Consider the following 12,450-nt stretch of genomic DNA (forward strand, 5'->3'; position numbering starts at 1 on the left):
GGGCGAGCTGACGAGAGAACACCATCGATTATGAAGGCTATGGTAACCGCCGTTATCGCTTCCACTAACGAATCAGGTCATTCATTTGGAGAGCAAGATAGACTAGGACGCGCTGCTCGTGAGCTGCGAGCTTCAGGCCTGTTATGCGCTCGATCTTATCGAGTCGATAAGCGATCGTCTTTTGGTGAGTTCGCAGTTCTCTTGCCGTCGCCTGCTGGGAACAATTGCATGCGAAGAAAACACGCAAGGTTTCCAATAGGGTTTCGCGTTGCGGGCTCTTCTCTTTTAACAGCCCTCCTATCGACTGTCCGACAAACCCCTGAAAATCACTGCCTTCCCGGATACTCATGAGAAGGCCGGCAACCCCAACATCATTGTAATCGATGACTGTTGCGCTGCGGCTTTGACGGGCCACATCCAGGGCTATGCGTGCGTCCCGCCACGCTGACGGTATCGACATCGGTTCCGAGCAACTTCGGCTTAGGCCGACGCGAGCGCTACATCCAGGAACGCGTCGCACAATCTCGACGACGAGACTCTGAGCAAAATCACGAGCTCTGGCACCCTCGCAGGTCGAAATGACGAGTGCGAGTTCATTGCCGCGCAGTCCGGACAATTTCGCGATGTGACGCCCTGGCAAATGGTTAGGGGCGTCGGCGACTGACCGGCGGCGGCCTTCAATTTCGCCACCGGTAAGGATTCCGGATTTGTCTGGCTTGTCCAGGCCATCGATGCAGCACACGGCCACACAGTACTCTGCCGGAATTTCAGCATCCAGTTCTTTGGCGCGTTGAAGCGCCAGCTGCCGCAGGTGGTCCGTTCCTTCGAGAAGATCCCACGTCAGCGTCGCGAGCTTGTCGCTGAGTGCACGCGCTGCCGCTCTTTCTTTGGTTTGATGAAGAGCAGCAGTAACGCATAGTTCCGTAATAGCCAGCTGTGCGCTTTCATCTTCGATCTGCGGGTCGAGCATGATGGCCCAACCCAACTGTTCCGATCCTGCTGTTATGCTTTGAAAGGCGAACCGCAGTGCTCCGGCTGATATCGTCTTATATCGAGTATCCGGGCCTCTATTTTGCGAGATTGCGATACGAACCGCGTGGAGAACTGCGTCCGTAGCTGCCGTTTGAGGATGGCAGGCCTGAACATCCAAATGTTTGTCCAGAATGAGCAGCGGGCTGTGAAGATGCTGATGCGCGCGTTGCGCAATTTCGCCGAGGCCGCCACCATCGAGTAGGGTCGAGATAAGGCCTTCCTGAAGATCGGCGGAATTGCGGATGACGTTATACCGCTGCTGGAGCTTGGCATGCGCATCCTCTAGCTCCCGAGCCGCCGCTTCGCGCGCGTCGAGCAGGGCGGCATTCTCGATCGCAAGAGACGCAAGATTGGCGAGCGTAGCGAGTTCCGCCGTATGCTGCGGCGTAAATGTCGATGGCTTGCGACGCCAGACCTCGAGAACGCCGATGACCTGATCCTGGGACATCAGCGGTACTGCGAGGGCAGAACGAACGCGTTCGGCCCGCGCCAAGCTCATGAAGTCGCGGCTGATGATCTCGCTTTGTACGTAGTCTTCGATGGAACAAGGCTGGCGAGTTTCGAGAACGCGTCCGCCGACACCCTGTCCGGCCTTCATGCGAAGCGCGGCCGTTTCCGCCGCCAGATTTCCCGTGCAGCGTTTCATGACCAATGCTTCTTCTTCGAGAAGCATGATGCCGCATATATCGGCGGAAAGCCTCGCTTTCGCCTCGTGTGTGATCTGGAGAAATATCTCTTGGAGGTTGCGGCTTTTCAGGATCTTGTTGGCGACGCGTTGGAAGACGCGGATCGCTTCGAGCTTGTCGGGATTGCCGTTGCGGGTCTCGCTGGATGCGAGCGCGAGCCTGAACACGTGCGACAGGGTCGCGGCGCGCTCACGCAGTTCATCGGAATCGGTCATGCCCTCGACGAGGAGAGCGACGCTTCCGACCTGGACTGGAACCAAGATAGCTTCCTCGAACCGCATCATTTCGATGAAGGAGTCGGGAAGCCGCTCTATCAGCGCTTCATCAGCGCCATCGTTGAGTTTCTCCCATTCACGCCAAGCGCCGGCCGAGCGGACCAGGAGACGGACATCTCGGACAGCAAGGAGATTACGGAACAATATGCGGGCTTCGGCGAAGAGCACCTGAGGCCCGCGATCTGCTGCTTCCGAAAGAGAGATGATCGCTTCTCTCAGCACCGCGAGCCCCTGGTGCGGATCATCGCTAAACGTCCCTCGCTGAGCCAGTAATGCGATCCCACTCATTGAGCATCCTCCAGTGCGGCTTCAAGTTCGGCACCGTGGCGCTCGTCTCTCGCGAGCGTTCTTGTGCGGTGCATTATGACTGCCGCTCCTGTAAGAGCTTGCGCCGCTTAGCTTAATTTGGCAACTGCGGACCGGACTTATTAGAGCCGGGGGTCAATAACCGCCTTCATGATCCGCTGGGCCTTAAGGTCTGCATACGTCTGGGGAGCGGCCGCAAACCCGATCTTACGATCGATGACCACTGTTGGATCGAGAGCACCCGTGGTGATGAGCGAAAGGAGGCGGGGACGAAGACGGATCGAATCTCCGATCGCGAAGCCCAGGGTCAACTCGTTGGCAAAGCTTCTAGCCAACGGAAACGGCCACGTCTCAGCTGAATGGGCACCTACCGAGATGATTCGCCCTCGCTTTCGCACCAAGTCAAACGCCGCCGTGAGAGCGGATGCGCCACCTACGGCCTCGATGACCACATCGACGCCCCCTCCGTCTGTCAGGCGGCTCGTCAACTCGCGAGCCTCTTGCGGCGACGCCGCAAGACTCCCGTTGGCGCGGGCGAAGTCGCGGCGTCCTTCGCTCGGCTCCACTACAATGACTGCACCTGCTCCAGCGGCCTGCGCCGAAAGACTCGCAAGCTGACCGACCGTTCCGCCGCCGATTACTGCGACGATCTCGCCCGGCAAGAGGCCGCTGCGCTCTACGGCGGCCCATCCTGTCGCTAGATTATCCCCGAGAAGGATTGCAGCTTCGTCGGAACAGCCCTTTGGCATACGTCCGAGCGTCGTGTCGGCGTGCGGGACCCGCACGACTTCGGCCTGCGCACCGGCCAGGGGCAGCCCGAAGGAAGTGCCTGTCCCGAAGAAGGCTCGCTCCGGGCATTCCCAATGGTCGCCCCGCTCACAACACCGGCAACGGCCACAGGCGGTGAAGTCGGACGCCATAACCCTTTCACCGACCGCAAATCGGGTCACGGCACTCCCGACAGCCATGACCTTACCCACGAACTCGTGGCCGATGACGGCTCCTGGCTGAATGCCCGCAAAATCGCCGGCGATCACATGCAGATCGGTACCGCAAATGCCGGCTAACTCCACTCGAACCAGAGCATCTCTGGGGTCCTCGAGCCGGGGCGGCGGTACGTCCTGTACCGCAATTGTGCCCGGTCCCTGGTAGACGATTGCGCGCATGTCAGCCCAATTCGGAGATGCGTTTGGCGATGCTTCCGGCGGCCGCCGCAAGCGCGACCCGCTCGTCGGGCCGCAGCGGCAGTTCCACGACTTCCTTCACTCCATCTGTGCCCAGTCGGACCGGAAGCCCAATTCGCGTATCGTCGACGCCATAGGCGCCTCCCGATTGTACGCACGCGGCAATCAAGTCGCTGCCGCCCTTCGCCATGGCTGCCACCATGGACGCTGCCGATTCGGCCGGAGAGAAATAGGCGCTGCCCTTCTGAAGAAGTTTGACGACCTCGGCGCCGGAGTCTCTCGCGCGCTCCACGATCGCAGCCAGGCGGTCCCTGTGGATCAGTTGTTCCAGGGGCCGACCTTGGACCTTGGCGAGGCTCAAAGGAATTACCATCTCGGCGCCGTGACTGCCGAGCGCGATTGCATCGACGTCCTCTGGCCGGGCGATACCTTCCAGTGCGACAAGCGAGCAGAAGCGTGCGCTGTCGAGCACGCCCGCCATTCCAATGACTCTTGCCGAGGGAAACCCCGTCCGCTTCGCCATCAGGTGGGTCATTTCCTCAAGCGGATTGGTCACAACGACGACAACCGAAGCGGGAGCATAGCGCCGGATCCCGTCGGCGACGTTTCCTACTATTTCCGCGTTCACGCCCGTGAGATCGGTTCGGCTCATGCCCGGCTGACGGGGCCGGCCGGCCGTCATGACGATGTAGCGCGCTCCCTCAAGCGCCGAGAGGTCGGTGCTTCCCTCGATCCTGGTCGTAAATCCGCGCAGCGAGGCGCTGTGCCACATGTCGAGGGCCAATCCAGCCGCAAGTCCGGGGACGATGTCGACAAGCGTGACCCGCGAGAACAGAGATGCTTCTGCCAGGCGCAGCGCCGTCATGGCGCCAACGTGACCGGCGCCGATGACCGCAGCCAGCGGCCGATCGTCACGAGTAGCGGATGTCGTATCTCCTCGAACCCGCATCGCGGCGGGGACTGGAGCTCCACGACGATAGAGAGCGCCCGACAGCGCTCCGGGTTGCACGGTGCCGGCGCCAGCTGCCGGTTTAGCCGCCGGCTCTGCCTTCGCTGACAATTGGACGGTTGGCCGCGAAGGGGCCACGACAGGCGCTGTCACTTCTCTTGCGGGGCTGCCGGATCGCTCGATCCGGACGTTCAACTCCTTGGCGCGATCGGCGGCAAGCGGCGTGAGGATATCTCTCGCTCCGACGACGAGTACCCCATTTGCATTCTCTACATCCGCTACGGAGACGACGCTCATTTCTTGCCTCCCAGCTCCTCGAGTGACGCAACAGCAGCTTTCGCTGCGGTCTCGACTTCGCTCTCGGTCCCTGAGATAAACAAGCGGCCAAACCGGCCCACCGCACGTACTTCGATCAGGCTGATGTTTGCGGCCTTTTCTGCCTCGTTGCCGGCGAGTGTCACGTACGCTGCCGGTGTCGCTTCGAGGACGAAAAGGCTGGACCTCGGCAGCAGCAGATTGCCCTTGCGCCACTTATTGATGAGCTGTGCTTGGTAGGGATTAACATTGGTGACGAATTGCGACGAAGCGATCGTCGGTCGCACCCGATCTTCCTCTTTGAGGCCGAGATAATCCAGCACGGCTTGCCCTGCGGCCTGCACCTCCGATAGCGTGTGGGAGTGAATCTCCAGGAGACCGAACTCCCGTTCGATAATCTGCAGCGCCGGGCGGACATCGGCTGCCTTCAAGGCGACGTCTGCGCAGCGAAAGATCTCGTTTCCGGGCGCGACTTCGATAAAGAGCTCGGACATCCCCGCAATAGGCACGTCTCCTTGACACGTGGAGGCGACATGCGCCGCCGCTTGAGGCTGCATGCTATCGATGAAGGCGTACGTACGTAGTTGGAAATCCATGGGTCAGCTCATCGCGATTCCGAAGGGAGTTACGAGTTCCGAGTGAGGGTATGACGTGGTTTGAATTCCGCTAAAGCGAGCGACAATCGATGCCGCATGAGGAACCCTAACCGCACCACCGACGAGGTGGATAGATCGGACAATATGGCCTCCGATCTGGCGGGCGATCGAGCTTGCTATCCGCTCGATGCCGGGGCGGAGAATGTGCGAGTAGTCCTGCTCGCCTTTGCGTTTTCGTTCCTCGGCGTCCTCCACGGGAATTCCCAAGGCGCCGGCCAGGATCAGATCCAGATGATGACCGCCGCCCGGTTCGTCATCGAGTGCGATGATGACGCCGTCAGATACAATGCCAACGCCCGTCGATCCGCCGCCAACATCGACGATCACCCCATCATTCAATCGAAGCAAGGCTTGCGCCGCAGTCACTTCATCAACCAAGTGGCGGCAGGTAATGCCCGCGTTCTCCAGAACGTAATGGCAAGCGCGAGCTTCCGCTTGGGGGACGCCTGGAGGAAATGCAGTCGCCGCTTCGGCAATTTCCCGCTCCAGTGCTGACGTGGCGGTTTTCCTGAGCTGTTTGACGGCGGCCACCGCGTCCGCGAAGTTGACAACGACGCCGTCACGCACGGCTTGGCAGGGCAGGCTGTCCCAGTAGACAGGACGCCTTTGTGCGTCCACGGCGGTCAGAACGATCGTTGCTGTTCCGAGATCGATGCCAAAGGACAAGGCGTCAGACGAGCAAACCGGGGCACGATACGTGATGGCCGCCGCTTCGAGAAACGCAGTGGCTTCCTGACTGGGGGTGGGCTGAAGCGATCTCGTGCGCGCGAGCATGCTCAAAGTCCCATGTTCGCCTGATAGAGCGAGCGCCACGGCCTTATTTCGTGAGCGACGCGCTTGATGTTGATGAGATGAAGCGGGGTCACGTTGTCTGAAACAATCGAGCCGCTCCAGGTCCCGGTGCCGAGCATGAAGGATGGGTCAGTCGCGCAGCTATACCCCATGCCGCCAAACAGGGTCGGGGTGTTGATTACGATGCGTCCAGCGGGAAGCGACGCGAGCGTCGCGATGACTTGGTCGTCCTCGCAATGAAGACCTAGCGTGTGGCCTTCGCCGCCAAAGGCGAGAATCTGCCGGCACCGCTCAAAGCCAGATGAAAGGTCCGCGGTCCGGTAAAACGACAGGACGGGCCCGAGAATTTCGCGCGAGAGGGGCGCCTGCGGGCCCACTTCGGTCAATTGGGCGCCAAGCACCTTGCAGTCGCTGGGAACGCTGACGTTGATCTGGCGAGCCAGCTCCCGCGCGGAAAGGCCCACTGCTTCCGGCCTGAATTCGCCCTTGTCGGTGAAAATGATCTCGGCGAGCCGGTTCTGATCGGTGGGGTTCAGAAAGAACGTCCCCTGGGCAGCAAACGCCGCGAGACCCGCCTCGGCGATTGGCTCGTCAAGTACGATGGATTGCTCGGCGACGCATGCCGTGCCGTTGTCGAAGGATTTCGACGTGATGGCCATTAGCGCGGCTTCCCTCACGTCCTTGACGGAATGGTGGATGTAGACCGGCACGTTCCCAGCGCCGACGGCGAACGTGGGTTTGCCGCTCGAATAGGCGGCCCGTACCATTCCAGGCCCGCCCGTCGCGAGCACAACCGAAACGTCGGGGTGCCGCATCAATTCGCCAGTCGATTGGATTGTTGGTAGCGAAAGACAGGAAATCAGGCCCTTTGGCGCTCCGGCCTTGACCGCAGCTTCAGCCATGATCTCGGCAGCTCGCATGCAGGATCGAACAGCGCGAGGGTGGGGTGCGCATACAATTGCGTTGCCTGACTTGACGGCTGCGAGGCACTTGAAGAGCACCGTCGAGGTTGGATTGGTTACCGGGATAATAGCCGCAATCACGCCCATCGGAGAGCCGACCGCGGTCATGCGATTGGCTTCGTCCACCCACAACACGCCGACGGTCCGCAGCGGGAGCATCGATGCGGCAACAAACTTGGTATTGTAGAGGTTCTTGAGAATCTTATCCTCGTACACCCCGATCCCAGTTTCATCGACAGCCATTCGGGCGAGCTCTTGGGCGGCTGCGGTGCCCGCATCCGCCATAGCTCGAACGATGCTGTCGACCTTTTCCTGGTCGGCACCAACAAATGCCTGAAAGGCCGAGCGGGCTTGACGCGCCTTGCTGCGCGCGTCCGCCAAACCTGCCAAGTCGGAATCAAGATCCAATGCCACGCCCATGCGCTCACTCATGCCTTCGGATTGCAAGAATTAACTGAGAGGATTGTGATTAACCCTTGCCCAGAATTCCCTCGACGTCCTCATGCGGACGCGGAATGACGTGCACCGATACGACCTCGCCGACCTTTCCGGCCGCCGCAGCGCCAGCATCTGTTGCGGCCTTTACCGCACCGACGTCGCCCCGGACCATCACGGTCACGAGCCCGCCGCCAATCTGTTCGCGTCCGATCAGCCTCACATTCGCGGCCTTCACCATGGCATCGGCTGCCTCGATGGCGCCCACGAGACCTTTTGTCTCGATCAGACCAAGAGCACCTCTCGGCTGACCCGGGGTTGGCGTGTTGTTCATGTGTATTTCTCCTTGCTTGGGTTGAAGTTGACGTTTCGACAGGCGTCGTTGCCGGTCAGGTTTTCGAGTAGGCATTTTGACTGCCGAGCTGAACGGTATCGACCACGGCGATGATGGCCGCATCGGTCGGGACATTTGTCGCGTCGGAGAGCCGTGCCGCGCTTCCCTTGGTCACGAGAACGACGTCGCCATCGCCGGCGCCGATGAGATCGATTGCGACATAGGTGTTCTTGGGGTCGACGGCAGTCAGCTCCTCACCGACTGCAAGGGGGGTTACGACCAGCAATTTGAAAGAGTTCAGGCCGGACGACTTGACCGTCGAAACGACGGTCCCGACCACACGCCCGATCTCCATAGCGTACTCCCTACACAATCTTCGGCGTTCGATTACCGCCGTTTTCCGAACTCTAGGGGGGCATGGTGCGGGTGGTCATTCTCTCGCGGGGATAAAAAGAAGCCAGGCGATTTATCTTGCGCGGCCATAGTGAGGCGATCCTAAATGCGGATGATGGCGGTGCTCGAAGAGGGCGCCGCAAGAGCGTCAGCTAGGGGAGAGAAACAGAATGATCCAAGATGAGGACGTCCATTTTCATAAGGCGGACGCGGCCGTCCGGAACTGGGCGGAGACGAACTTTTTCGGATTTTTCAATGCCGACGCAAAGTTGAATGTCGGCGTCTATGCCCTGTTTCGGCCAAATCTGGGCATCGTCAGTTCCACGATCTGCATGAATTCCGGGTTCGCCAACACTCCTTGGGAGGCGGACTTCTGCGATCTGCGAGCCTCGATGCCGATCCCCGAGCCGCGCGACTTGAGTGCATTCACGCTCGAGAACTCGCTGAGCATCAAGTGCCTCCGCCCGAACATGGATTGGCACATCGGTTACGACGACGGTGAGGGGACCGTGATCGACGTCGAGTACCGCTCGATCATGCTGCCGTTCGACATCCATGACCCTTCTATGGATCCGATGAAGGCGAAAGCCCTCAAGGAAGCGGAGCAGGGCGGCAAGTTTGCCTGGGGTACGGCCTACAATGGCCACTTCGACCAAACTGGTCATTTCAAGGGAAAGGTCGCAGTTCGCGGCAAAGCGTTCCCGATCGATTGCATCTCGACGATGGATCACAGTTGGGGCCCGCGTCCTGAACGCGGCGCACCCAACATGAGCTGGTTGCACGCGCACTTTTCCAAGGACCTGGCCTTTCACGTCATCTTTAGCTTCGACCCCAAGACCAACGGTCGCGAGTTGTCGCTGGCCCATGGTTACGTCGTTGAGAAGGGCAAGATTTTCGGATTGAAGGCGGCCCACGGCACAACGAAGCGGTCGCGCGATCGATATGCCGACGAGGTCGATCTCGTCCTCACCGACAGCAGCGATCGAGAGTGGAAGCTTCGCGGCCAGGGACTAACAAGCTTTCCCTGGCAGTGCTGGCCGAACATGGTGTCGTTCAATGCGCTGGCACGTTGGACCTGCCAGAACCTCACGGGCTATGGAGAGATCCAGGACTTCTTTGAGATGCCGCAGCTCACGGCTTTGAACGCGAGCCCGGAAACGCGCGTTCTTGCCGGAACGGTAGGGTCGCGATGAAGCCCGTGCGCGCCATCCTCTTTGATCTTGATGGAACCCTGGTACAAACACGGGAAGCATCATGGCGCATCTTTGCGAAGACCAACGCGGCCCTGGGGCTTGGCATCAACAGCCAGGCGGAGTTCTTTCGCCTGCTCGAAGACAACATGTTCCACGGCCTGTCGAAGCATTGCGGCGACGCCCGCAAAGCCGACGAAGCTGCCAAGCACTTTCTCAACCTATTGCAGAACGAATACAATCCGGACTTCGTCCCGGGTATGGCCGACGTGGTACGGGCGTTCGCGGGAAGCTGCTCACTGGCGGTCATCTCGTCGAATTCGGTCGCGACCATCAGGCGCATACTCGAGCGCGAAGGCCTTACCCATTGCTTCTCTCATGTCTTTGGCGGTGACGTCGAGCAGGACAAGCGCGCGTGCGTGCGACGCTTTCTCGCGGACCGATCATATCTCGTCAGCAGAAACTGCTCGCCGGCCTATCACGAAGGTCACGAGCCGGACGCTCCGCGCGCCGACCAGATCGCGCTGATTACTGACACGGTAGGAGACGTCAAACACGCGGTCGAATGCGGCGTCCGAGCCATCGGCGTTTCTTGGGGAATGCATACTGAGCGGCAATTGCTTTCAGCCGGCGCGGAATTCGTAGCCGTTTGGCCGCAGGAGCTCGTGGCGCGCCTGCTTCCCAACGGGTACGCCTCGAGTTGCTCGATCAGCTCCTGCGCAATCGAGGAGCCGATGTCCGCCGGTTGTGTCGCGGGCTGTGCGTGTGGCTGTCAGGATGGCGATCTAGCCGACGCAGCAAGCGTTCGCCGGCGTCGGAGAATGGCTGCCAACGCGTCACTCGAACAGAGAGCAACCCGCGGACTCGACTGGCCCGGCACGGGTGCGGACGGTCCTGCCGGAGGCGCCGGTAGCGTCGACAAGGTGCTTTTAGCGAGCCTTCTTCGTTTGAAGAGTAGCGATCCGCCATCGTTACGCTGACCGATTTACCAACCACCGCAAACACACAGGGAGGAGTCTAGATGAGTTATGTCGCAGAAGGATACAATAGCTTCGAGACCAAGAAGGCCCCATCGGGAATCGTCAAGTATCTTCCAGATCCGAAGTCCGTCATCGCTCTGATCCAGAGCGGGAAGCTGAAGGAGCACATTCTCCTTGTGCAGGGCGGCACGACAACTTTCCTTGCGCCGGCGTTGAGCATGGGTGCCATCGGCGTGATTACGATGTCCGGCGCGCCGGAGTCCCACCTCGGCATTCTCTCCCGCGAATTCCAAATGCCTTGCGTCATGACTGCGTACCTCACCGAGAGCGATTCCCGGTACGTCACGGGCGGAAACAACGAAGCCCACTTCGCGGCGATGATCAAGGCCCTCGATGGGAAGAACGTGCAGTTGCACTGCGAGGACAGGGAGACAGGCCGAGTCGCTCTCCTGAGCTGATCTATCCAAACAAATCTGAATCGAGGAGGAAACAGATGTCTACCTATAAGGATCGCTACAAGGACGCCGATAACGGCTTGCGCTTTCAGGACCTCGTGTATCAGGGGAATTTCAAGGGCATGGATCCCGTGCCAGATGGCATTCTGGGCGACAAGGTCTTGCGACAGCGTGCCAAAAGCAAGGTTTTGGAGAAGGTCACCAAGGAAGACGTACTTCGCGACCAGTTCACGGTTAACGAACTGAACGATCTGAACAACTATCTCGCCTGGAATATTTGGGACGTGCTTGTCATGCGCGCGACCGAAGGTGTTTCAGGTATGATCCCGCGGCAGGAATACGAAATCCTTGCCTTCATGCAGGAGTTCCTTCGCTGGCCCGAGATTTTGGAGATGACGACCAATGAGGTCGGCGCCCAGGGTGTGATTGATATTGGTGCGACGGCGCGCCGCGAAATCGGCACCAAAATTAATTGCGTTCATGACTGGTGTATCGGCGCCGTCGGCTTCGGGATGGGACGCTGCGGCCTGCTCGCGCTGGAGGCCATACAGCCGCAGGATTACGTCCGCGAAAGCAATACCATCTTGAAGTTCATGCAGCGAATCCTCTGGGGTAAACGGCAGGACGGCTACATACTCAATTCACAAGATCGCTACCGCTGCAGGATTCATGAAAAGGATGTCATCCAAAATCTTGCCGGTCAAATCGAATACTTCGAGCCGGGCAGTGAGAAGCACGACAGCTTTGTGCGCTTCAATGCCGCCGCCGAACTGCTTTCGTTTCTAGACCACTACGACTGCCGCTTGGGGTTGGGTGATACGGGTCCGTACGAACTGCCGGACGGCAAGATCATGATCATCCGCGACCTTTTCACCAACGAGGAGGCCTACGACTGGAGCGATGTCTGCGATCATGAGAAGGTTCCGCATTGCTACACGCTCTGTCTCGTCATCGACCCCGACAAGATGGCTCTCGATGAGATCCGCGTGAACGATATTTCAACGACCTTTACGCGTCCGAAGAATTATATCGAACATATCGTCGGCGGGGCGGTCTTCGTGCGGGAGAAGTGGAACACGCCGATGGGCGAGGTCTACCCCATCAAGATCTCGGAGCTCGACAAGCGGCTCGAAGGAATCCAGCAGGCGACCTTCAAGCTCTATACGAAGTTCTCTCGCATGTCGCGCCGCACGCTTATCACGAACGGTATGTACGTGTACTATATCGACATGATCCTGCCGCATCTGCGGCTGGCGGGAACGTACGAGAAGGCATGCAAGGACTATGAGTTCTGGGAGATCGACCAGCGCGTATCGAACTACTACTACGACATCGTCAAGCGGGGTTTTGCGCAGGCGACGGTGCCCCAGAAGATCTTCTCGGGCGAGGGGTACCTTCCTTTCCCGGACGACGTGAGCCTCACCAGGTCGAAGTACTACTGGAAATAGCGCACATGAGAGCGCCGAGCGCGGCTCTACGTCGCGCTCGGTTCGGGCATCGATTGGA

At 59.6% G+C, this 12,450-nt stretch carries 12 protein-coding genes; 4 read left to right on the top strand and 8 right to left on the bottom strand.

What is annotated here, in order from left to right; all coding sequences use genetic code 11:
* Positions 1-64: 64 nt before the first annotated feature.
* The 8 genes from V5279_RS12205 to V5279_RS12240 all read right to left on the bottom strand — a co-directional run bounded on the left by V5279_RS12205 (position 65) and on the right by V5279_RS12240 (position 8,281).
* Positions 65-2,281: a helix-turn-helix domain-containing protein gene (locus tag V5279_RS12205; RefSeq protein WP_338697579.1), complete on the bottom strand. Its 2,217-nt coding sequence runs from the start codon at positions 2,279-2,281 to the stop codon at positions 65-67.
* Positions 2,282-2,421: 140 nt separating this feature from the next.
* Positions 2,422-3,465 carry an alcohol dehydrogenase catalytic domain-containing protein gene (locus V5279_RS12210; RefSeq protein WP_338697581.1) on the bottom strand — a complete coding sequence of 348 codons (1,044 nt, stop codon included), beginning with the start codon at positions 3,463-3,465 and terminating at the stop codon, positions 2,422-2,424.
* Between the two features lies 1 nt (position 3,466).
* The gene (locus tag V5279_RS12215) at positions 3,467-4,729 is read right to left on the bottom strand and encodes a malate dehydrogenase (RefSeq protein ID WP_338697583.1); all 1,263 of its coding nucleotides are present in this window, start codon (positions 4,727-4,729) and stop codon (positions 3,467-3,469) included.
* Positions 4,726-5,343, bottom strand: coding sequence for a BMC domain-containing protein (locus tag V5279_RS12220; protein ID WP_338697585.1), 618 nt, complete (start codon positions 5,341-5,343; stop codon positions 4,726-4,728). The genes V5279_RS12215 and V5279_RS12220 overlap by 4 nt, the downstream gene beginning before the upstream one ends.
* A 3-nt stretch (positions 5,344-5,346) precedes the next feature.
* Positions 5,347-6,177 (bottom strand): ethanolamine utilization protein EutJ, encoded by an 831-nt coding sequence (eutJ, locus tag V5279_RS12225; protein ID WP_338697587.1) that lies wholly within the window; start codon positions 6,175-6,177, stop codon positions 5,347-5,349.
* A gap of 2 nt (positions 6,178-6,179) precedes the next feature.
* On the bottom strand, positions 6,180-7,577 hold the full coding sequence (locus V5279_RS12230) for an aldehyde dehydrogenase family protein (RefSeq protein ID WP_338697589.1): 1,398 nt from the start codon (positions 7,575-7,577) through the stop codon (positions 6,180-6,182).
* 49 nt (positions 7,578-7,626) lie between these two features.
* Positions 7,627-7,926, bottom strand: coding sequence for a BMC domain-containing protein (locus V5279_RS12235; protein ID WP_165125437.1), 300 nt, complete (start codon positions 7,924-7,926; stop codon positions 7,627-7,629).
* 55 nt (positions 7,927-7,981) lie between these two features.
* Complete coding sequence (locus V5279_RS12240) at positions 7,982-8,281, bottom strand: EutN/CcmL family microcompartment protein (protein ID WP_338697594.1); 300 nt, start codon at positions 8,279-8,281, stop codon at positions 7,982-7,984.
* Positions 8,282-8,489: 208 nt separating this feature from the next.
* Here V5279_RS12240 and V5279_RS12245 point away from each other — a divergent pair, with 208 nt between their 5' ends.
* From V5279_RS12245 to V5279_RS12260, 4 genes are read left to right on the top strand one after another with little or no spacing between them, the layout of a single operon-like run.
* Positions 8,490-9,512 (top strand): DUF7064 domain-containing protein, encoded by a 1,023-nt coding sequence (locus tag V5279_RS12245; protein WP_338697596.1) that lies wholly within the window; start codon positions 8,490-8,492, stop codon positions 9,510-9,512.
* A complete protein-coding gene (locus tag V5279_RS12250; protein ID WP_338697598.1) occupies positions 9,509-10,489 on the top strand; it encodes an HAD family hydrolase in 981 nt (326 codons plus the stop codon). The genes V5279_RS12245 and V5279_RS12250 overlap by 4 nt, the downstream gene beginning before the upstream one ends.
* A 41-nt stretch (positions 10,490-10,530) precedes the next feature.
* Entirely contained in the window at positions 10,531-10,947 is a 417-nt protein-coding gene (locus V5279_RS12255) for a PEP-utilizing enzyme (protein ID WP_338697600.1), read from the top strand.
* A gap of 35 nt (positions 10,948-10,982) precedes the next feature.
* Positions 10,983-12,392 (top strand): hypothetical protein, encoded by a 1,410-nt coding sequence (locus V5279_RS12260; protein ID WP_338697602.1) that lies wholly within the window; start codon positions 10,983-10,985, stop codon positions 12,390-12,392.
* Positions 12,393-12,450: the final 58 nt, after the last annotated feature.

This window comes from Bradyrhizobium sp. 26S5 (genome assembly GCF_036923295.1).
GTDB classification, from domain to species: Bacteria; Pseudomonadota; Alphaproteobacteria; order Rhizobiales; family Xanthobacteraceae; genus Bradyrhizobium; species Bradyrhizobium septentrionale.